This window comes from Herbivorax alkaliphila, from assembly GCF_030848475.1.
Lineage (GTDB): Bacteria > Bacillota > Clostridia > Acetivibrionales > Acetivibrionaceae > Herbivorax.
The window spans coordinates 48,356-68,190 of sequence record NZ_JAVDDS010000019.1; the positions used below are offsets into that span (position 1 = coordinate 48,356).

Annotated in this window: 25 protein-coding genes and 1 other RNA gene; 23 read left to right on the forward strand and 3 right to left on the reverse strand. The window is 31.8% G+C overall.

What is annotated here, in order from left to right:
• The first annotated feature begins 293 nt into the window (after window positions 1-293).
• From mazG to RBH29_RS08870, 10 genes are all read left to right on the forward strand, one after another.
• Window positions 294-1,076 (forward strand): nucleoside triphosphate pyrophosphohydrolase, encoded by a 783-nt coding sequence (gene mazG / locus RBH29_RS08825; RefSeq protein ID WP_306696434.1) that lies wholly within the window; start codon window positions 294-296, stop codon window positions 1,074-1,076.
• 203 nt (window positions 1,077-1,279) lie between these two features.
• Entirely contained in the window at window positions 1,280-1,555 is a 276-nt protein-coding gene (locus RBH29_RS08830; RefSeq protein WP_306696435.1) for an HU family DNA-binding protein, read from the forward strand.
• A gap of 141 nt (window positions 1,556-1,696) precedes the next feature.
• Entirely contained in the window at window positions 1,697-1,936 is a 240-nt protein-coding gene (locus RBH29_RS08835; RefSeq protein ID WP_306696436.1) for an RNA-binding S4 domain-containing protein, read from the forward strand.
• Between the two features lie 261 nt (window positions 1,937-2,197).
• Window positions 2,198-2,491: a sporulation protein YabP gene (gene yabP / locus RBH29_RS08840; RefSeq protein ID WP_306696437.1), complete on the forward strand. Its 294-nt coding sequence runs from the start codon at window positions 2,198-2,200 to the stop codon at window positions 2,489-2,491.
• A gap of 17 nt (window positions 2,492-2,508) precedes the next feature.
• Window positions 2,509-3,018, forward strand: a complete 510-nt coding sequence (gene yabQ / locus RBH29_RS08845) for a spore cortex biosynthesis protein YabQ (RefSeq protein ID WP_373463309.1) — start codon at window positions 2,509-2,511, stop codon at window positions 3,016-3,018.
• Between the two features lie 69 nt (window positions 3,019-3,087).
• Window positions 3,088-3,369, forward strand: coding sequence for an FtsB family cell division protein (locus RBH29_RS08850; RefSeq protein WP_306696438.1), 282 nt, complete (start codon window positions 3,088-3,090; stop codon window positions 3,367-3,369).
• Between the two features lie 165 nt (window positions 3,370-3,534).
• Window positions 3,535-3,960 (forward strand): S1 RNA-binding domain-containing protein, encoded by a 426-nt coding sequence (locus RBH29_RS08855; protein WP_306696440.1) that lies wholly within the window; start codon window positions 3,535-3,537, stop codon window positions 3,958-3,960.
• Between the two features lie 408 nt (window positions 3,961-4,368).
• A complete protein-coding gene (locus RBH29_RS08860) occupies window positions 4,369-5,334 on the forward strand; it encodes a sulfurtransferase (RefSeq protein ID WP_306696441.1) in 966 nt (321 codons plus the stop codon).
• A gap of 190 nt (window positions 5,335-5,524) precedes the next feature.
• Window positions 5,525-6,016, forward strand: coding sequence for a hypothetical protein (locus RBH29_RS08865; protein WP_306696442.1), 492 nt, complete (start codon window positions 5,525-5,527; stop codon window positions 6,014-6,016).
• A gap of 57 nt (window positions 6,017-6,073) precedes the next feature.
• A complete protein-coding gene (locus RBH29_RS08870; protein ID WP_306696443.1) occupies window positions 6,074-6,367 on the forward strand; it encodes a hypothetical protein in 294 nt (97 codons plus the stop codon).
• Between the two features lie 27 nt (window positions 6,368-6,394).
• Here the strand turns inward: RBH29_RS08870 and RBH29_RS08875 are convergent, their stop codons facing one another.
• On the reverse strand, window positions 6,395-6,520 hold the full coding sequence (locus RBH29_RS08875) for a hypothetical protein (RefSeq protein WP_306696444.1): 126 nt from the start codon (window positions 6,518-6,520) through the stop codon (window positions 6,395-6,397).
• Between the two features lie 216 nt (window positions 6,521-6,736).
• Here RBH29_RS08875 and RBH29_RS08880 point away from each other — a divergent pair, with 216 nt between their 5' ends.
• Together RBH29_RS08880 and RBH29_RS08885 are read left to right on the forward strand one after the other, a co-directional pair.
• Window positions 6,737-7,978 carry a mechanosensitive ion channel family protein gene (locus tag RBH29_RS08880; protein WP_306696445.1) on the forward strand — a complete coding sequence of 414 codons (1,242 nt, stop codon included), beginning with the start codon at window positions 6,737-6,739 and terminating at the stop codon, window positions 7,976-7,978.
• 183 nt (window positions 7,979-8,161) lie between these two features.
• A complete protein-coding gene (locus tag RBH29_RS08885; protein ID WP_306696446.1) occupies window positions 8,162-8,782 on the forward strand; it encodes a LysM peptidoglycan-binding domain-containing protein in 621 nt (206 codons plus the stop codon).
• 202 nt (window positions 8,783-8,984) lie between these two features.
• Here RBH29_RS08885 and RBH29_RS08890 read toward each other — a convergent pair whose 3' ends face one another.
• Window positions 8,985-10,094, reverse strand: coding sequence for an amidase domain-containing protein (locus tag RBH29_RS08890; RefSeq protein WP_306696447.1), 1,110 nt, complete (start codon window positions 10,092-10,094; stop codon window positions 8,985-8,987).
• 211 nt (window positions 10,095-10,305) lie between these two features.
• On the opposite strand from RBH29_RS08890, the gene RBH29_RS08895 reads away from it, so the two are divergent.
• The 4 genes from RBH29_RS08895 to rd all read left to right on the forward strand — a co-directional run bounded on the left by RBH29_RS08895 (window position 10,306) and on the right by rd (window position 13,809).
• Window positions 10,306-12,474, forward strand: coding sequence for a YcdB/YcdC domain-containing protein (locus tag RBH29_RS08895; protein ID WP_306696448.1), 2,169 nt, complete (start codon window positions 10,306-10,308; stop codon window positions 12,472-12,474).
• 331 nt (window positions 12,475-12,805) lie between these two features.
• Window positions 12,806-13,408: a spore protease YyaC gene (gene yyaC, locus RBH29_RS08900; protein WP_306696449.1), complete on the forward strand. Its 603-nt coding sequence runs from the start codon at window positions 12,806-12,808 to the stop codon at window positions 13,406-13,408.
• Window positions 13,409-13,501: 93 nt separating this feature from the next.
• The gene (locus RBH29_RS08905; RefSeq protein WP_306696450.1) at window positions 13,502-13,645 is read left to right on the forward strand and encodes a hypothetical protein; all 144 of its coding nucleotides are present in this window, start codon (window positions 13,502-13,504) and stop codon (window positions 13,643-13,645) included.
• A gap of 5 nt (window positions 13,646-13,650) precedes the next feature.
• On the forward strand, window positions 13,651-13,809 hold the full coding sequence (rd, locus tag RBH29_RS08910; protein ID WP_306696452.1) for a rubredoxin: 159 nt from the start codon (window positions 13,651-13,653) through the stop codon (window positions 13,807-13,809).
• A 147-nt stretch (window positions 13,810-13,956) separates the two neighbouring features.
• On the opposite strand, the gene RBH29_RS08915 is transcribed toward rd, so the two are convergent.
• Window positions 13,957-14,097 carry a hypothetical protein gene (locus tag RBH29_RS08915; RefSeq protein ID WP_306696453.1) on the reverse strand — a complete coding sequence of 47 codons (141 nt, stop codon included), beginning with the start codon at window positions 14,095-14,097 and terminating at the stop codon, window positions 13,957-13,959.
• 443 nt (window positions 14,098-14,540) lie between these two features.
• On the opposite strand from RBH29_RS08915, the gene RBH29_RS08920 reads away from it, so the two are divergent.
• From RBH29_RS08920 to RBH29_RS08950, 7 genes are all read left to right on the forward strand, one after another.
• A complete protein-coding gene (locus RBH29_RS08920; RefSeq protein WP_306696454.1) occupies window positions 14,541-14,876 on the forward strand; it encodes an STAS domain-containing protein in 336 nt (111 codons plus the stop codon).
• Window positions 14,877-15,665: 789 nt separating this feature from the next.
• The gene (locus tag RBH29_RS08925) at window positions 15,666-15,818 is read left to right on the forward strand and encodes a hypothetical protein (RefSeq protein ID WP_306696455.1); all 153 of its coding nucleotides are present in this window, start codon (window positions 15,666-15,668) and stop codon (window positions 15,816-15,818) included.
• A gap of 183 nt (window positions 15,819-16,001) precedes the next feature.
• An RNA gene (gene ffs, locus RBH29_RS08930) (signal recognition particle sRNA large type) lies at window positions 16,002-16,265 on the forward strand.
• A gap of 112 nt (window positions 16,266-16,377) precedes the next feature.
• Window positions 16,378-18,003, forward strand: a complete 1,626-nt coding sequence (gene dnaX / locus RBH29_RS08935) for a DNA polymerase III subunit gamma/tau (RefSeq protein ID WP_306696456.1) — start codon at window positions 16,378-16,380, stop codon at window positions 18,001-18,003.
• Between the two features lie 97 nt (window positions 18,004-18,100).
• Window positions 18,101-18,445: a YbaB/EbfC family nucleoid-associated protein gene (locus RBH29_RS08940; protein ID WP_306696457.1), complete on the forward strand. Its 345-nt coding sequence runs from the start codon at window positions 18,101-18,103 to the stop codon at window positions 18,443-18,445.
• 55 nt (window positions 18,446-18,500) lie between these two features.
• Window positions 18,501-19,100: a recombination mediator RecR gene (recR, locus tag RBH29_RS08945; protein ID WP_306696458.1), complete on the forward strand. Its 600-nt coding sequence runs from the start codon at window positions 18,501-18,503 to the stop codon at window positions 19,098-19,100.
• A 200-nt stretch (window positions 19,101-19,300) separates the two neighbouring features.
• Window positions 19,301-19,835 (forward strand): hypothetical protein (locus tag RBH29_RS08950; protein WP_306696459.1); only part of this gene is annotated, 535 nt, incomplete at its 3' end.

Consider the following 19,835-nt stretch of genomic DNA (forward strand, 5'->3'; position numbering starts at 1 on the left):
TTGCAAAAATACTAGTGGTATTTGAGCAATGTTCCCTTTTTATCCCTTTCTAATTTTATTTTAAAACATAAGGCGTAGTTTTTCTATTTTTGACTTTATTATAAGAGCAACTCCACCTTCTATAAGGTGGAGTTCAGTCTCCATCTGAAGCCTCGATGTTTAGCTTTAGCTAAACGAGTTCACTTATATCTCCTTGAAAAGAAGTGTATTATTTTATCAATTATAAAATAGTGGTATAATAAATACATTAAAATGTTTATTAATATACAAATAACTAGGGAGGATTTAATTATATGTTAAAAGAAAAGTATACTTTTTCCGATTTAATAGAGGTTATGAAGTTATTGAGAAGTGAAAAGGGGTGCCCTTGGGACAGAGAGCAAACTCACGAAAGTTTAAAAAAATACTTAATAGAAGAAACTTATGAAGTATTAGAAGCAATTGATTTAAATGACAAGGACAAGCTGTGTGAAGAATTAGGGGATCTTCTTTTGCAAATTGTCTTTCATGCTCAAATATCCACTGAGAATAAAGAGTTTGGAATGGATGAAGTTATAAGTGGAATATGTAAAAAAATGATTAGCAGACATACTCATGTTTTTGGTGAGGATAAAGCTGAAACAGCAGATGACGTTGTGGCTAATTGGGAAGATATAAAAAAGAAAGAAAAAGGCATCACTAAACAGACAGATGTTTTAAAAGATGTTCCTTCAAATCTTCCAGCTTTAATGAGAAGCTATAAAATTCAACAAAAAGCTGCTAAAGTGGGGTTTGATTGGGATGATATGGAGGATGTTCTTGCGAAAATCTATGAAGAAATAGATGAATTGAAAAATGTATATAAAGGCAGGGATGTGGCAAGAATAAATGATGAAATGGGAGATGTATTATTTTCCATAGTAAATTTATCTAGATTTTTAAAAGTCCAACCTGAGATTGCTTTGACGGGTACTATAAATAAGTTTATAAAAAGATTTGGCTTTATTGAAAATGAAGCAGAAAAGCAGGGAAAAAGCATGGACGAAATGTCATTAAATGAAATGGAGAAACTCTGGGAAAGAGCAAAATACGAATAATTAAAAAAACTTACAAAAAAATTAGAATATAAGGAGGAATTTAAAAATATATATCGAATAATGTTTAAGACACGTAGAAATTGGCATTATGCTTTGATTTTAAGCTGATTGATAATAATAGAGTAAAATAAATTTTTATTTTAATAAAAAGAAACACATGTTTCTATGCATTAAGGATAATAAAATAATAGGAGGATTGTGAAATGAATAAGACTGAATTAGTAGCAAGTATGGCTGAAAAGAGTGAATTATCAAAGAAGGATAGTGAAAAAGCACTTAATGCTTTTGTTGAAAGTGTTGAGGAAGCATTAGCAAGTGGTGACAAAATTCAGTTAGTGGGTTTTGGTACTTTTGAAGTGAGAGAAAGAGCAGAAAGAAAAGGTAGAAATCCACAAACAAAAGAAGAAATAGTGATTCCTGCTACTAAAGCACCAGTATTTAAAGTTGGAAAAGGTTTAAAGGAATTAGTTAATAAGTAGATAAGTACTTGTTTATTAATTAATAAAAAGGGCTTCTTAAAAAAAGAGAAGCCTTTTTTATAGTTTGAAGTTTTAGAAAGTCTTAAAAGAATTACAAGTGATGGGGCTTACTGCCTCGAACTTTTGTTGGGGGATTTTACAATGAGAATAGACAAATATTTAAAAGTGTCTAGATTGATAAAAAGACGTACACTGGCTAATGAAGCCTGTGAACAGGGCAAAGTTAAAATTAATGATAAAATTGTCAAGCCTGGAGCTGAAGTAAGAGAAGGAGATAATATTGAAATCCAACTGGGGAGTAATTCTACGACAGTTGAAGTTATTTCTGTAAATGAACATGTCTCTAAAGCAGATTCTAAAGAAATGTATAAAATCAAATAACAATCTAATTAAAAAACACAAAAAGCCTTTAAATGAGGAGGCTTTTTTTATGCATTTTACTTTTCAAAATAAATCTCAAAGAAATAGGTATTTTTAATATAGTACATGCATAGATATTCTTAAGAAGCAAAAATCAAGGTGCATAAAATGAAATGGTTAAAATTAATAAAGTAGAGTTTTTAAAATTGAAATTTAGAAAAGAGGGGTTTGAAGTGCTGAAACATGTGAAAATAAGTGTACCTGTAACTGGAGGGATAAAAAATGATTGATGACAAAAAAACATCTAAACCACCTGTTCAAAATGTTTTACTGGAAAACAGAGAAAAGCTTGGCATATCAGGTGTACTGGATGTAGAAAGTTTTGATGAACATAGTGTTGTTGTGGATACGGAAATGGGAATTTTGATTATAAAGGGTGAGGATCTTCACATTAATAAATTGAGTATAGACAATTCAGAGCTAAGTATAGAGGGATATATTGAGGGGATTGAGTACAGTGATAAAGATGGAGGCAAATCAAAGGGAATGGGATTTTGGGCAAAAATGTTTAGGTAGAGGATAAGTGATAAAAATTGTGGGTTTCTGTTAATGATCAGGCGTATGTTTTTTTGTGTTGTGTTCTTGGTGGTATGATTATTGCATTTATATATGATGTTTTCAGAGTGCGAAGAAAGGTCATAGAGACTGGCAATATTCTGGTGTACTTTGAGGATTTTATATACTGGATAATTGTAGCTCTTGTGTTATTTGCCGTAGTTTACTACAGCAATGAGGGAGAAATACGGGGATATCTTATTATTGGAACGGTTTTGGGAATAATTTTATATGCAGTGTTACTTAGCAAAATTGTGATGAAACTATTTGTACATTTTATAAAATTTATTTATAAAATAGTGGTAACCATATTGGGCATAATACTATTTCCAGCAAAAATCATTTATAAAACCTGTATGGTTCCAGCAAAAATTATTTATAAAAACATAAAGAGAGTTTTTCTTAAAACTAAAAAGTTGAGTAAAATAAATATAGAGAAATTTACGGGATTTAAAAGAATAATAAAAATTATAAGAAAAAAAATTTAGAGTGTGAAGGATTTTTCTAACATGTGTAGAATATTATTAATAGTGTATAATTAAGGGAGAGTAATTTTTATGAGCAAAAGAAAAAAGCCGAATTGGTTTTTAATTATAATTTTATTAATTGGAACAACATATTTATCAGGCATGCTTATTAGGCAACAAAGCATTTTAAACTCTCAACGTTCAGAAATTGAGCAGTTGGATTTAAAGATAGAGGAAGAAGCGGAACGTAATGCTAAACTTATAGAGGAGAGAGAGAAAGTTTTATCTGATGAGTATATCGAAATAATAGCAAGGAGAGAATTGGGTCTAGTCAAAGAAGGTGAAAAAGTTTTTGTGGACATTAATAAATAATTGCAATAAGAAAGTGAACTCGTTTAGCTAAAGCTAAATAAAAACGTAGAAAGTATTAAAATAATAGATTCTTTGAGGAATTTTAAAATTATTGGTACTTGACGTAAGTCCATATCATATTATATAATCAAAGTACTTTAATTAATCAGGAGGATTATTTATTTTATGCTCGTTGAAGTAGGAAAAATCGTTGACGGAAAAGTTTCAGGCATAACAAATTTTGGAGCTTTTGTTCAACTATCTAACAGCCAAACAGGTTTGGTTCATATCTCTGAGGTTGCTGAGGAGTATGTTAAAGACATCAAAACTTATCTTAAGGAAAATCAGACGGTGAAGGTTAAAGTTATTTCTGTGGACAATAATGGAAGGATTAGCTTGTCTATTAAAAAAGCTCAGGAATCTAAAAAACCTTCAGTTAAGTCAAGCAAACCAGAAGAAATAGACTGGGATCGTCAAGATGCTAGTAAAGGTTCTTTTGAAGATCGTTTGGCAAAGTTTATGAAAGATAGTGATGAAAAAATGCATGATCTCAAGAAGAGTTTTGAGTCAAAAAGAGGTGGCGGAGGATACCGTAAATCAGCTCAGCATTAGTCATTTTTTTAATGTTTAAAAAGTTGCTGTTTTGTACTTGTGGCATTAGTTACAGGTAAGGTATTGCCATCTAAAAAACACGCTCTACTAAATTATTAAAGTTTAATTTTGTAAAGAGAAAAAATTGTAAGAGTTTTAGGGATTTTATTTATAATAGTTAATATAGATATTAGTTTTTTAAAAAGGCTTAAATGAAGAGTCTTTTTTTGTGTCTTTTTCCAAATCTTTTAACTTCCCAATGTTTTAAAATATAGGACTTGACCAAACAGAAATATACAGGTAAAATTTTATATAAGGATAAAATTTACCATGTAATTTAAACCTCGTTACATCTATGCCATTCTTGCCCAATTTGGGCGTTGTAACAATAAAAAGATAGTGTAAAAGAAAGAAGGAGGACAAAACAAAATGAAAAGAAGAATGTTTTATGTCTCAACAGTGGTTTTACTTATTGTATCACTTTTATTTACTAGCTTTGCATTTGCATCTAGAGGAGAAAACAATAGAGGGGGGCAAAAAAATATGAGGGGTGGAGCTGGACCAATAGTATCTACTGAGTGGTTAGAAAATAACATGAATAGAGGAAACCTTGTTATTATTGACATTAGAAGTGACGAGGAGTATCAAGCAGGTCATATAGAAGAATCCATCAATGTACCTTATATAGTTCCATTTTCAGCATGGCTCACGATGAGAGATGGTCTTCTTATGGAATTACCTGAAAAAGAAGATATATTTGACATGATAGGTTCTTGTGGAATAAACAAAGGTTCACATGTAGTTTTGATTACATCATTACCTACGCCTGAAAACCCATATGCTATTGGTAACGCTAATAGGGCTGCCAATACTTTGATATATGCAGGTGTAAGAAAGGTTTCTATTTTAGACGGGGGTTTTGATAAGTGGGCTGAAGAAGGAAGAGTTGTTTCTACAGAGCAACCTGAAGTTACTCCATTTGAATATAAGAGTAAGGTTAATGATGATATGTTTGTTACCATGGATTATGTTGAAGATAATCTTGGTGAAGTAATATTAATTGATGCTAGAGATTATGAAGCATATACAGGAGAAATTATTGAGCCTTATACAGGTGTTCCAGGGCATATTCCAACAGCTAAGTCTTTACCAGCACCAAAAATATGGAACGATGATTGGTCTTATAAAAGTGTAAATGAGCTAAATGAAATTGTAGAGAGTGTAATTGGATCTGGAAATCAAAGAGAAGAAATTATTGTTTATTGTGGTGTTGGTGGTTATGCTAGTTGCTGGGCTTTTGTTTTAACAGAAATGTTAGGCTATAGAGATGTCAAAGTATATGATGGTTCTGCAGAAGAATGGGTTAAATATAATGACACGGTAGTTGTAGAGTGAATAAAGTTAAATAATATGCTCGAAGAGAATAATAAAAAACTGTTCCTGAATTACAGGGGCAGTTTTTTCTTGCCATTGTATATAAAGTTAACTGGAAAATTGCAATTAATTTTAAAAACATATGGATAAGAATAATTTTTAATCTGTTAGCAAAAAATAAAGTCTAATACTTGGATTGGTGGTGATAAGCTTGGAAAAAGATAATGTTGAAAAGAAGAAGGAAGTAGAAGATGATTTAGTAATACATGTATATAATCATTATCAAGCATTGGCACTTAATCAGCATCATCTTATAAATGAAAAAATGACACAGTATTTTTTAGGGAATACATTTCTTTTTAGTGGGTTTATAGCCAGCTTAGGTGTAACTGAAAAAAATCCAGAGTTGCCTGTGATTTTAGAAATAAGAAGCTTGCTTCCCATCATGGCCATTGTGATTTCATTTATATATGCTTTTTTCTTTATTCTACCCGCCATAAAAACACTTAGAATTTGGAGTTTTTATTTAAAAGAAATAGAAAAGGGATATATAAAGAAAAAGATGGTGTCAGATGCTAGTTACATAAAACTTCCGTACGAAGTGAGAAATATCTCGAAAAAATGGGATATGTATTTTTCTTATGTAGGAATACCACTGCTTATTGGAGCGTTTGTTGTTCTTTGGGGATTCATTTTATGTTAACTATTTATGTTTGTTTTGAATAGTATATAATATAACGAAATATAAGGAGGTTATATTATGGATTATTCAGAATTCTGGGTAGACTCAAAAAAGGGTAAAACAGGCTGCAAAAAATGTTGCAAAAAACCACATGTGCCCAAAAAAGACTTTTGTCCCCAGCTTCCAGGAACAGTATTGCGTATCTCTATACCACCAGGAGCAGTTATAAATCTGTTAAATATAGTGGAAGTAACTTCACCAGGTGGAATTTGCCTTATAATACGTCTTCCGTTTTTAGGCAAAAAATCTAAGTTAGGTGGAATATTTGATTCAATAAGAGATGCAGGAGGAGAAATTGAAGTATTATCATAGTGAACTGGTTTAGCTAAAGCTAAACATCTAGGCTTCAGGTGGAGGCTCAACTCCACCTGAAGATTTATAAGAGCTACTCTGCCTTATACAAGGTGGAGTATTAGATAAAGATAAACTTACTAGCCACTCAAAAAAGGTTCTTATTTTACTCATCGTATTAACATGCTCTAAAACTTGATTGACAATGCTTATTCCATATTTTTTAAATACTAACGATTTATGCCTTGGCTATATTCATAGAGCTTTACAGAAAAGACTAATTAGAGTATAATGCAAAATGGATTGATTTTAATTTAGTTTATATATTTGGAATAAATAAACTAAAAACAGCATAATATTTTGGAGTGATAATTGATGAGGGCGCATATTTTGGAACTGCTAAAAGAATATGGAGTAGAAACTGGAGTTGCCAGTTATTTATCGTATGCCATATTAGTAGTGCTCATTATACTAATAAGTTTTGTGGCAAATTATGTTACAAAAAAAATTGTTTTGAGAATTCTTTCTCATTATATCAAAAATAACAAATTTAAATGGGATAATATTATGCTTGAGAGGAAAGTTTTTCAGAGAATGTCCCATTTAGTTCCTGCTATCATTATATATGCTTTTGCGACAGCCTTTCCTGAAAGTGTAAGACATTGGATTTCCACAGGAGCAACTGTCTATATTATTATGGTGGCAATACTTACTATTAGTTCTCTTTTAAGTGCAGTAAATGATATTTATGATACCTTTGAGGTTTCTAAAACCAAACCCATAAAAGGATATATTCAAGTAGTTAAAATTTTTGTTTTTGTTATTGCTGGAATATTAATTATTGCTGAAATTATTGGTCAAAATCCTTTGGTTCTTCTAGGAGGCTTAGGAGCACTTTCAGCAGTTCTTTTGCTTATATTTCAAGATTCTATATTAGGTCTTGTAGCTGGAATTCAATTATCTTCTAATGACATGGTAAGAGTAGGAGATTGGATTGAGATGCCTAAGTTTGGTGCGGATGGAGATGTAGTAGACATATCTCTAAACACGGTAAAAGTTCAAAATTTTGACAGAACAATAACGACTATTCCCACATACAAACTTGTTTCAGATTCATTTAAAAATTGGAGAGGTATGATGGAAACTGGGGGAAGGCGAATAATGCGTTCAGTTTTTATAGACACGTCAAGTATTAGTTTTTGTTCTGATGAAATGGTTGAGGAGTTCAAAAAAATACACTATATAAAAGACTATATACAAAACAAACAAAAGGAAATTGAAACATATAATAAAAAACATAAAATTGATTCTTCTGTAGAGGTAAATGGAAGAAAGCTTACTAATGTTGGCGTTTTTAGAGCGTATATTAATAAGTACCTCGAAAACCATCCTGAAACTTATAAAGGTATGATTCAAATAGTAAGACAGCTTCCACCTAATGAGTATGGACTGCCGATAGAAATTTATGTGTTCACAAATACTATTGATTGGGTGGAGTATGAACGTATACAGTCGGATATTTTTGATCATATATTGTCAGTTGTACCTAAATTCCATTTAAGGGTATTCCAAAATCCTTCAAGTCATGATTTTAAGTCATTAATGAGAGTTAGCAGAAATGAACTGGTTTAGCTAAAGATAAACATCTAGGCTTCAGGTGGAGACTCAACTCCACCTAAAGATTTATAAGATGAACCTTACCTTATAGAAAGTGGAGTCTTAGAATAAGAGGAAAATTTAAATATATGGAAACATTTTATTCCCTTTTTCATAGTATACAAGTAGATAGTGTTATGTAAACAAGGAGGTAGTGTTATGTACTATAGTCCTGAGTTTTTTTATGATGGGGATATATTTAGGCAGATGTCTGGAATGCCAGGATTTTCAACAGTGTATGTTGTAAGGCCGGGAGATACCTTAGGAAAAATAGCAGGAAGCTTTAATACAACAGTTGAAATGATTGCAAGAGTTAATAACATAGAAAATCCTGATTTAATCTATCCAGGGCAGAGGTTGGTAATACCAAGGATGCCTATACAACCTATGCCTGCTTTGCCAGTTTTACGCCCAGGTGATAGAGGCATATATGTGATATTCCTTCAGAGACTTCTTTTAGCAAATGGATATGATATAGGTGTTATTGATGGAAATTTCGGTGAATGTATGCGACAGGCAGTTATAAGATTGCAGCGAGACAGAGGGATTCCAGTAACAGGAATGGTTGGAAGAAGAACATGGCAGACTCTTATAGAGCAGGCTCCTGAAATAGTAAGGCCTCCTGCTGCTCCAATAGTATATACTGTAGAGCCGGGAGACACATTGTATTCTATAGCGGCTAGATATAATATTAGTTTGCAGCTTTTGATTGCTACAAACAGATTAGAGAATCCTGATTTAATCTATCCAGGAATGAGAATTATAATTCCTCTTCAATAATGCGTAAATTCATATTATATCTAAAGTCACCATCTTTTACAATCAATTGATAATCCTTTTAAATTTAGGTGGGGAGCTTCCCCATCTTTTTTGATTTTTATCTTATTCCACAATATTTTTTCAACCTTTCATTCACTTAAATGACATGCTTCCTAAATATATTAAACTAAATAATATCTAGCAGGTTATCAAATAAGATAAGTCAATAGTTAACCCTTACTAGCCAGAAATTTATTCCTTTGTTGTTCCAGCCAAGATCCCAAGGAACTCTATACCTATCAGTATTATGGCAGTTGACCAATGCATAACCCTTAGAATCAACTCCTGTTACCACTGATATATGTGTTACTTTCCCCTTTTTTTCATAGGCGACAAAATCACCTGGCAAAAGTTTGAACGATGCTTTAAATACCTGGTTATAATTGCCCTTTGCAATAAGAGAGCCTCTGCCACTGTAAATCATGTAGTCTTTAAAAGCTTGTGCATTTACCCATGCCTTACTTCCATCTTTTTCATATCTCCAGGTGTAGTTTTTTTCAAAGCCTGCTCCTTCGTATAAAATCTGTGACGCAAAATTTGCACAATCCCCTCCTAAAGGGTTGTAATCTTTGTATTTTTTATTGTAGCTGTATCCATATTCTTCATTAGCAGCCGCTCCACAATATCTGTCTGCATATTCTACAGCACTTATTCTTCTTGAATTTAGGTTAGATAGATCAACTGGTTTTGATTCTAGTACATAGTCTTTGAATTCGTCCATTTTTATATTATCTAAATTTAGTGAATCTGCAAAAGGATCAGTATACCATTCCTTTGAGATTAGCCATTTATCATCTTTTTTTTCTAGGTTTAAAGTATGATAAGTGCCAATTCGGAAAAGATTTTCTGTTTCCAATTCATTAATATAAGAATACCTATATTCTGTAGAGCCTATAAAATTATACTTATAGCCGGAATCAATGTCTTTTATGTGTCTGATTACCACATTGGTATCAATATCATTAAAAACAATTCCCTGCTTATCAGCCCATTTATGAAGGTATTTCATTTTAATTGTTTGATGTTCATATGCCCATGTACCTAATTTGGTGTTTTTATCATAAAGAGATTCAAGTGTATTTAAATCATTTTCCAAAAAAGATTTATTTCTTATAAGGAAAATTTCTTCTATCATACTTTGGTGTTTGTCACTTATAAATATCGCAGGTAAAATTTTGGAATTACCATACAAAGCTATACTAAACACACATAAAACTAATATAAGTGATATTGATATAAGGGCAGATTTTTTTATAGTTAAAAAGAGATACATCTAAAATATTACCTCCAATAATATAGTCTTTTGAAAATATTGCTTAGTATTGGCTAAGAAATAACATGCACCTGTGGTTAAGTTTTAATTAAGTACACTTACTTATAAGATTATATGAAAAAATAAAAAAAAAATTTCTAATTATTGAAACTTTTTTATCTTTTTAACCATCTAATAATAATAACAAATTAATGACAGGAGGAATTTTAAAATGAAGGGAAAAATATCATTGGTCTTAGCTATAATAATGGTTGTTACGGTGTGCATATCTGGAGGTGTATATGCTGATGATGGCATGAGCTTAGAGGAGGTAATAAAAACAGCTAGAAGTTTATTGGAGATTTCGGATGATTATGATGAATTTAACTATGGAGTCAATACTTTTGATGGCAAAAAAATATGGAATCTTAGTTGGACTAAAAATGATATGCGTGTTAGTGAAGAAGTAAGCATTGATGATTCGGGAGATATATTTCACTATTACAGTTACGATTCTAGCAGCATGGAAGATAGCAAAAAAATACCTGATATTAACAGGGGAGAAGCTCAAATAATAGCTGAGGAATTTATTAAGAAATTAAATTCATCTGATTTTTTTGACAGTTTAAAGCTTGTAGAAAGAAATCAAAGAATGACAGGAAATGTCTCACATTCATTTTGTTATATAGCAACCCATAATGAAATAGCAGTTCCATTTAACAACATTAATATTTCAATAAATTATCACACTGGTCAGGTTCAAAATTACAGTAAATCATGGACTGAAGATTTTGAATTTCCCAAATCAGATAATGCAATAACTAAAGAAGAAGCTCAAGAAGCTTATAAAGAAAATCTTGGACTAAAACTTACCTACAATCTAGCTGGTGAGGAAGTATATTTAGCATATGTTCCTGTTTATGGAGATCAGTATGTGATAGATGCAATTAGTGGAGAAGAGATAAATTTAATGCCGTCTGTAGAAGTATATTTTGAAAGTTCTTTAACAGGACGAGGAGTTGCAGATATGTCAGCGGGAAATATGGAATCTAAGGAAGTTGCTCTTTCGCCAGAAGAAATAAAGTCCATAGAAGAATCATCTACTCTAATTAGTCAGGAGCAAGCAGAGGAAATAGTAAGAGAATTTGAAATTTTTGAAATAGATGACAGCTTTAAGCTGGAAAGAGCAACTCTTAATAGAGGATGGGATTTAGCAAGAAATTATACATGGAACGTATCTTTTGTAAAAGAACAGAGTGAAGAAAGTAGAGAGTATCATAATATAATAGTTTCGGTTAATGCATTAACTGGGGAAATACTAAATTTTGACATTCGATATCCAAGAGTTGAAGATCAAAGCAAAAAATATGATGAAGAAGAGGCGAAAGAAATTGTTGAGGAATTTTTAGAAAAAATACAACCTGAAAAGTTTAAAAACACTGAATATCATAAATCTCATCAAAGCATGATTGATCCAATTGAAGGGGGAGAAGATGGTTATTATAACTTTAGGTACATAAGAATGGTAGATGGCATACCATTTATAGATAATTCTTTTATTGTAAGATTTGATGGAGTAGAAGGGAAAATATATGGCTTCAATATGAATTGGCAGGAGTTGGATTTCCCTTCGGCTGAAAATGTTTTGTCATTAGATGAAATATATGATTTGTTTTTTGAAGAGGTTGGACTAAGCTTAGAATACAGAGGGGCAGAACAGCAGTATATAAATTATGAAAGACCTTTATATGGTGAAAATCCTGAAGAACTAGATGATCTTGTGAAATTAGTATATGCTGTTAATCCAGAAAGACCCTCAAGGCTTGATGCTTTTTCTGGAAAGCTATTAAATGCTAATGGAGAGCTATATGAAGAAGATATGCCTATAGAGTATACAGATATATCTGAACATTATGCAAAAGAGCAGATAGAGTCTCTTGCCCAAGCAGGCATCGGTTTAGAAGGGCCAATGTTTAGACCTGATGAAAAAATCAAGCAGAAAGATTTTCTATTACTTATATCTCAGATAATAGATAGAGGTTACGAATTTAAGGGAAAAACCACTTTAGAAAATGATTCAGAGACAGATAGACTTTATAATTTGTTGATAAGAGAAGGGATAGTAAAAGATGGCGAGAGCAATCCAGAAAGCTCATTAACCAGAGAAGAAAGTGTTAAATTTATAATAAGAGCATTAAAATATGACAAAATTGCAGATTTAAGAGATATATTTAAATGTGACTTTATAGACAAAGAAGAAATTAATCCTGAACTCACAGGCTATGTTGTGCTGGCAAAAGGTCTAAATATTATAAATGGATATGGAGACTATTTCAGACCGAAAGGAGAGCTTAAAAGAGGAGACGCTGTTATTATAATTTATAATTGTCTTAGAATATAAGAGTGTATATTTCTCTTATTGCTTAATATACATAACATACACCCAAAATATATTTTTAAAGAAAATTTGCTATTGTGTATGAATTTTCTTGTCCCTAAGGGAATCCTAGGAATCCCTTTAGGCTTTCAATTAATGTTAACAGGCTCTAAGCCTGTTTTTTCCTTTTTTTAGAGTTATTTTATTCAAATAAAGGACATGCACTAAATATATAGAGTTATATGGGGAAAAAATAAAAACATAGTAATATTATAACTATAAAAGGTAATAATATAATTAGTGTTTTTAAAAGGAAGAGCAATTTTCTTAAAAATATTAGCTCAGGAGAGTATATATGTTGCTAAAGCCACTTTACAAACAAGTTTATATTGATATAAATAAAAGTTGTGCCTTTAAAGAGTTTACAGACTCTTGTTATGAAATTATAAGCAATTCAATGAAAAATGGATACAAATCTATTGTTTTTGTGTGTATTGGAACGGATAGATCAACAGGAGACAGTTTAGGTCCTCTTATTGGATATAAAATAAGTGATTTAACATATAAAAATGTTTATATCCATGGAAATTTGGAAAAGCCAGTTCACGCAAAAAATATAGGAAAAGTTATGGATGATATATTAAGAGTTTATGACAAACCTTTTATAGTAGCCATTGATGCATGTCTTGGCAAAATGGATCACGTTGGATTCCTAACAGTAGGAGAGGGATCTATAAAACCAGGTTCTGGAGTTAAGAAAGACCTTGCACCTGTAGGAGATATGCACATAACGGGAATCGTTAATTTTAGTGGTTTTATGGACTATTTAATTCTACAAAATACTCGTTTGAGCATAGTTATGAAAATGGCAGATATCATTTCGATGGGAATTAGATATGTTTTGTGGAAAGCTAACAATGATCCTGTGTTTACGTCTGTACTTTGCATTAATCAATGAAAAAAGTTGATAGAGTTTGGCAGGAACATTATGAATCTTTTTCCATAATATAAAATAGGTATATTAAAAGTTTTAGAGAAATGGAGTATAATTATGAGTGAGAATATAGATGGTTGTACAATCAAAAAGCACCAAAAGGCATATAGAAGAGATGCAAATAAAAAAAGTAGAAAGTTAAGAATTGCACTTCCATTAAGAGAAGTATATAATAGTGTTAAAAATATAAATGGGAGTTGATAAAGATGGATAAGTACGTTTGCACAGCATGTGGGTACATATATGATCCAGAACAAGGTGACCCAGATGGAGGAATTGCACCAGGGACATCATTTGAAGACATTCCAGATGACTGGGTATGTCCTGTATGTGGTGTTGGAAAAGATATGTTTGAAAAAGCTTAAATGGTGCTTTTATATTTTATCAGTATTATAACTAAAACGACTGTCTTCTAGGATACTAGGGACAGTCGTTTTAGTTATAATATTTTACAAGAAAATAGATTTTCTATATTATTTCTAAGTACATTATGATTAATTAATTTTGGCGGATTATTGAATGAATTCTATTAGTGAGCTGTCTACCCACTTAACATAATCTTCCTCAATAAAAATCAAAACTTCATCTTTTAACCATGTCAAAACAATCACATCACTATCAAAATACTTAACCTTTTTTCCTGTGTAAAACATTATTAAACCTCCTATCTTATGTAAGGTACATTATACTTAGTTATTATATCGGCAAAAAGTTGTTCTACTTAACTAAAAAATGTATTACATAATTTATAAAAATTTAGATTATACTTTAGTTTATATGGGTGTACGTTGCTTAAGTGAATGAAAATATGGAAAAAACATTTAATATATAAACCCGTTGATATAATTTTATTGAAAGAAGTTACTTTGTAATATATAATATAACTAAGAAGAAATTTTGTAAATTATTTATATCAAGTTATCGCTTTTCCGTATTGACAAAAATAACACATGAACAAATATTTCAAAAGTTTGTGTCGATATTGTTAATTTTTTAGTTTGACTAATAATGATAGGGATAGTAAGTTAAATATATGCTGTTATTGATTCGGTATAGCAACTTCTAACAATATGAAATCTTAGAGGAGGTCTTTGATATGAAAGTTGAAGTAAAAGAGGTGGACAGTGCAAAGATTATTAAACTTACAGGACAGATTAGAATTTCAACTCAAAATGAATTTAAAGATTTACTTGACAATTTAGCAAAAGAAAATGAAGGGAAATCAGTTATAGTTAGTATGGACGGAGTAATATATATGAATAGTGCCGGGTTAGGAATAATTATTGATACCTATAAAAAATTTAAAGAAAAAAAAGGGAGAATAATTTTGTGCAACCTTACGCCGGATATTACCAAACTTTTCGAAGTTACAAGACTAGATCGATTTATTGAAATTTATAAAACTGAAAATGAGGCCTTGAGCAAAGTTTAATTTAAAAAAATAGCCTTGATAAAACCTTAAAAAATGATATAATTACTTTGGTGTTATGAATAATAGCGTTCTCAATGAAAGTTTTTGGGCACGCTTTTTTATTTGAAGTCTTAGAAAGAATTGAATTAATAATATCAGGGTATCTTCTAATTTGAAGGTACCCTTTTTGATATGGTTAATTCAAGATAAAGTAAAAAAATTAAAAAAGAATACAGTTATTATATGGCATAAACCTACAACTTATGGGCTTTTACAGTTTTTAAGAACTAATAAAAGCATTTCAGGTCATTTTATATACATCTCATACAAAATAAATAAAAAAAAATCGAAAATGTAGTAAAATTAATTACAGGTAGGACAAATATATTGTAACATCATAATAAATCCTATAAAATTACAATTTGGGTCAAACTTTGCCCAGGAAACTGCGTATTAATTTTTTATATAATTGATATACGCAGTTTTTTGGTTATTAAAACAGGTTTTGGCATTTGAAAGTTATCTTATTCTAAGACTCCACCTTCTATAAAGTGGAGTTCCTCTTATAAATCTTCAGGTGGAGTTGAGTCTCCACCTGAAGCCTCGATGTTTAGCTTTAGCTAAACGAGTTCACTAAATTGCAGAAAAAGCTTTTATTTGGTGCATGTGGATAATGTAGATAGTATATTATCAAAGTAACATTCATATTTTAATATAGACGCTTATATTATAATAAAATTTATAATAAAGACAGTAAGAAATATTGTAAAAATATTTTTTAAAAAAAATATAATTATAGGAAGTGATATTTTGAATAGAGAAGAAAATCATACAAGAACAAATTTAAACAAAAATGACAAAAGAGTTCTTGATAGGTATAGCAAGGAATATACAAACTTTATTGAAAGTACTACTGCCAGAACCAGAACATATGATGATGAAAAGTATAAAATGAAAGATTAAGCTGGGTGTATATAATAGATAACATTCACCTGATTAGAATTTTGTAAAAAATCAAGGCAAAAAAGAAGGTTGGATAAAATTTCATCATTATATTATTCAAAATTACTTGAAGTATTTATAGATATTAAGTATAATGTATAAGTGACTTAATTAGTCATTGCTCATACTAAAGTTAATATTTGGTCGTGCTAGATGGGGAGGTAGCGGTGCCCTGTACCTGCAATCCGCTATAGCAGGATTGAATACCTTCTTGAGGCTTGTTTTTGTAAGGTCTGGTCTGTGTAAGTGGCAATGAAGATCGGGTCCTGCGCAATGTAACCCTATGAACTCCGTCAGGTTCGGAAGAAAGCAGCGGTAAGTAGGCCCTTACGTGTGCCGCGGGATAGCCTGATTCGAGTTAACTGCACAGGTATCGCTTATAGAAGCATGTCGATAGAAGGTGCACGGCCGATTATTATAAATAATTTATGAGAAGATTTTAAAGCTATTTAAATTTTTAAATAGCTTATTTTAATATTTTGAAGTCTTAAAATTACTGCTGCTAAAGGGGAGAAATGAAATGTCGTATTTAGCTCTATATAGAAAGTGGCGTCCTATGGTTTTTGAGGATGTTGTCGAGCAGGAACATGTTGTAAAGACACTGTCTAATTGTGTTTCTAAAGATAGGATAGCTCATGCATATCTTTTTTGTGGAACTAGGGGCACAGGAAAGACTACTACTGCTAAAATTTTCTCCCGAGCTGTAAATTGTTTAGACCCTGTGGAGGGTGACCCTTGTAATAAGTGTGAAATATGTAAGGGTATATTAAACGGCAGTATTTTAGATGTAATAGAAATAGATGCTGCTTCAAATAATAGTGTGGATAATGTTCGTGATATAAGAGATGAAGTGGTTTATACACCTTCTAAAGCAAAATATCGTGTTTATATAATTGATGAGGTTCACATGCTTTCAACTGGGGCGTTTAATGCACTTTTAAAGACTTTAGAGGAACCTCCTTCCCATGTAATATTTATACTGGCTACCACTGAGCCCCACAAGCTTCCTGCTACAATACTATCTAGATGTCAGAGGTTTGATTTTAGAAGAATTCCTGTAGAAAGCATTACAAAGAGAGTGGAATATATTGCAAAAGAAAGTGGAGTTGAAATTCAAAATGATGCTTCAACACTTATTGCAAAGCTTTCAGATGGAGCTTTACGGGATGCCATTAGTATTTTAGATCAGTGTATTTCTTTAGGGAAAAAAGAACTTACACATCAGGACGTTTTAAAAATAACTGGAATAGTTAAAGATACCTTTGTCTCTGAAATGACAGAATATATAATAAACAAACAGGTGGAAAATGTTTTAAAAAAGATAGACAACCTTGTTATGGATGGGAAAAGTATCAGTCAGTTTGTATCTGATTTAGTATTTTATTATAGAAATCTTCTCATATGCGGTACAACTAAAAATCCAGAGGAAATAATTGATGCCTCAGAAGAGTCAATACAAAAAATGAAAGAACTGTCTAAAGGGTTGGAAACTTTTGAATTAATAACTGCAATTAAAGAGTTATCTTCTTTAGAGGCTGCTTTAAAATGGTCAACACAGCCAAGGATTTTACTTGAAACTACCCTTATTAAATTATCTGAAAACAATTTGAATTTAAAAGATACATTTATTACTGACAGAGTTAAGTCTTTGGAAAAAAAAGTATCCGATATTTTCTCCAAGGGAATCTCTATAAAAAAGGATTCAGATACTGGTAAAAAAAGCACAGAAAAAAAAGAAAATTCTAAAAATGCTAAAGAAGAAGCAGATTCAAATGAAAATACTGCTGGAAAAATGAAGGGACTTGAAGTTTGGAAAGAGGTATTAAAGGAACTTAAAGATTCCAGAAGAATGGCTCTTTATGCCTATTTAATGGATACTAAAATTGTTGAAATTGACAATAAATTTATTGGCGTGGTATTTGGTGAAGGAAAGGGGTTGGCAAAGACCAGTCTGTCCAAACCGGAAAATGCTGAAGTTGTCGAATCACATTTGTGTAATTTCTTAGGTAGAGAAGTAAAAATAAAATGCATTGATGAAACAGAAACAGTCGATACTGTAAAGTCAGAAGAAAAGGATGAATTGGTTGAAAAGGCTAGAGATATTGCAAAAAAGTGTGATGTTGATTTAAATATAATTGATGAATAAAAAATAAATTTAAATAATGTATATAAAAGTCTAGTATTTTGTATTTATATTAATATATAATGTTTATTAGGAAAAAAATAAATGGAGGTAGAGAATTATGGCAAAAGGTGGATTCCCAGGAATGGGTGGCGGAAATATGGGCAATCTTATGAAGCAGGCTCAAAAAATGCAGAAGGAAATGGAGAAGCTTCAGGAGGAACTTAAGGATAGAGAAGTTGAAGCTTCTGCTGGAGGTGGAGCAATTACTGTTACAGCAACAGGGAAAAAAGACATTAAGGACATTACTATAAAACCTGAAGTTGTAGATCCAGAGGATGTTGAAATGTTGCAAGATCTCATTTTAGCTGCAATTAATGAGGCTTTGAGAAAAGCCGATGAGATGGTAAATGGTGAAATGAGTAAAGTGACAGGTGGAATGGGTGGACTTCCAGGAATGTTTTAATTAATGTCTTAAATAAGCAGTATTATTTAAAGGCATCAAGACAAGGGGTATGCCAATGAGTTTTTATGCAGCACCAATAGCCAGACTTATAGAGGAGTTTGAAAAGCTTCCGGGCATAGGGCATAAGACTGCCCAAAGACTGGCTTTTTATGTACTAAATGTGCCGAAGGAGAAGGCGGAGAAGCTTTCAAATGCAATTATTGATGCAAAGACAAAAATAAAATATTGCACTATATGTGGCAATTTAACTGATTTGGAATCATGCACTGTTTGTAATTCCAAAAACAGGGATGATTCTTTAATTTGTGTGGTAGAGGATCCTAGAGATGTCGTTGCAATGGAAAGAATAAAAGAATTTAAGGGTCGTTACCATGTACTTCACGGAGCGATATCCCCAATGGATGGAATTGGCCCTGAGGATATTAAGATAAAGGAGCTTCTTGAAAGGATAAAAAATGGTTCTGTTAAGGAAGTTATAATTGCAACCAACCCTAACATAGAAGGGGAAGCAACGGCGATGTATATATCTAAACTTTTAAAGCCTTTGGGGATAAAGATAACCAGAATTGCCCATGGGATACCTGTTGGTGGTGATTTAGAGTATGCAGATGAGGTTACATTGTCTAAGGCTTTAGAGGGAAGACGTGAGATATAAAAAATAGATAGAGCGTGTTGTAAATGATTTTACGCATACTCTGTCTTTTTTTTGTGAATTTAATAGGCAGATTTCGACAAAAAAAGAAATTTACTATTTACATATGATAGAAATCTGTGATAAAATATTTTTTAGTTGTACAAACCCATGTAAATTTATTACAGGGAATAATTATTAATTATAAGGGGAGGAACTAACCTATGAAAAGAAAATTTAAGTTATCCATTTCTGTAATTCTAATTTTTGTCATTTCATTAACTAATGTTTTGGCAGTTTTTCCAGAGGACAACGGAATACAAGATGGTAATGAGGTAATTGTTGAGGATAGCACACTAGAAGAGATGTCGGAAAAGATGCCGGAATCGACACCGGAACCGACGCCAGAACCTACACCAGAACCTACACCAGAACCGACGCCAGAACCGACGCCGGAACCGACGCCGGAACCGACACCGAAACCGACACCAGAACCTACACCGGAACCGACGCCAGAACCGACACCGGAACCGACGCCAGAACCGACGTCAGAACCGACGCCAGAACCTACACCAGAACCGACGCCAGAGCCTACGCTAGAACCAACACCTGAGCCAACACCAGAACAAGAATTTATGATAATGGGATTTGAAGAGCTATCAAGTACCGAAATAAGAAGCAATTTGACTTTAGATGAAGATACTGAATTTGATAATCTATACATATTTAATGGAACTGTTGATTTAAACGGATACAGTT

Excerpts from the sequence above, each read along its gene's own strand:
- mazG (WP_306696434.1), top strand. The coding sequence starts at position 294 with ATGTTAAAAGAAAAGTATACTTTTTCCGATTTAATAGAGGTTATGAAG.
- RBH29_RS08830 (WP_306696435.1), top strand. The coding sequence starts at position 1,280 with ATGAATAAGACTGAATTAGTAGCAAGTATGGCTGAAAAGAGTGAATTA.
- RBH29_RS08835 (WP_306696436.1), top strand. The coding sequence starts at position 1,697 with ATGAGAATAGACAAATATTTAAAAGTGTCTAGATTGATAAAAAGACGT.
- yabP (WP_306696437.1), top strand. The coding sequence starts at position 2,198 with ATGATTGATGACAAAAAAACATCTAAACCACCTGTTCAAAATGTTTTA.
- RBH29_RS08850 (WP_306696438.1), top strand. The coding sequence starts at position 3,088 with ATGAGCAAAAGAAAAAAGCCGAATTGGTTTTTAATTATAATTTTATTA.
- RBH29_RS08855 (WP_306696440.1), top strand. The coding sequence starts at position 3,535 with ATGCTCGTTGAAGTAGGAAAAATCGTTGACGGAAAAGTTTCAGGCATA.
- RBH29_RS08860 (WP_306696441.1), top strand. The coding sequence starts at position 4,369 with ATGAAAAGAAGAATGTTTTATGTCTCAACAGTGGTTTTACTTATTGTA.
- RBH29_RS08870 (WP_306696443.1), top strand. The coding sequence starts at position 6,074 with ATGGATTATTCAGAATTCTGGGTAGACTCAAAAAAGGGTAAAACAGGC.
- RBH29_RS08875 (WP_306696444.1), bottom strand. The coding sequence starts at position 6,520 with ATGAGTAAAATAAGAACCTTTTTTGAGTGGCTAGTAAGTTTATCTTTA.
- RBH29_RS08885 (WP_306696446.1), top strand. The coding sequence starts at position 8,162 with ATGTACTATAGTCCTGAGTTTTTTTATGATGGGGATATATTTAGGCAG.
- RBH29_RS08890 (WP_306696447.1), bottom strand. The coding sequence starts at position 10,094 with ATGTATCTCTTTTTAACTATAAAAAAATCTGCCCTTATATCAATATCA.
- RBH29_RS08895 (WP_306696448.1), top strand. The coding sequence starts at position 10,306 with ATGAAGGGAAAAATATCATTGGTCTTAGCTATAATAATGGTTGTTACG.
- yyaC (WP_306696449.1), top strand. The coding sequence starts at position 12,806 with ATGTTGCTAAAGCCACTTTACAAACAAGTTTATATTGATATAAATAAA.
- RBH29_RS08905 (WP_306696450.1), top strand. The coding sequence starts at position 13,502 with ATGAGTGAGAATATAGATGGTTGTACAATCAAAAAGCACCAAAAGGCA.
- rd (WP_306696452.1), top strand. The coding sequence starts at position 13,651 with ATGGATAAGTACGTTTGCACAGCATGTGGGTACATATATGATCCAGAA.
- RBH29_RS08915 (WP_306696453.1), bottom strand. The coding sequence starts at position 14,097 with ATGTTTTACACAGGAAAAAAGGTTAAGTATTTTGATAGTGATGTGATT.
- RBH29_RS08920 (WP_306696454.1), top strand. The coding sequence starts at position 14,541 with ATGAAAGTTGAAGTAAAAGAGGTGGACAGTGCAAAGATTATTAAACTT.
- dnaX (WP_306696456.1), top strand. The coding sequence starts at position 16,378 with ATGTCGTATTTAGCTCTATATAGAAAGTGGCGTCCTATGGTTTTTGAG.
- RBH29_RS08940 (WP_306696457.1), top strand. The coding sequence starts at position 18,101 with ATGGCAAAAGGTGGATTCCCAGGAATGGGTGGCGGAAATATGGGCAAT.
- recR (WP_306696458.1), top strand. The coding sequence starts at position 18,501 with ATGAGTTTTTATGCAGCACCAATAGCCAGACTTATAGAGGAGTTTGAA.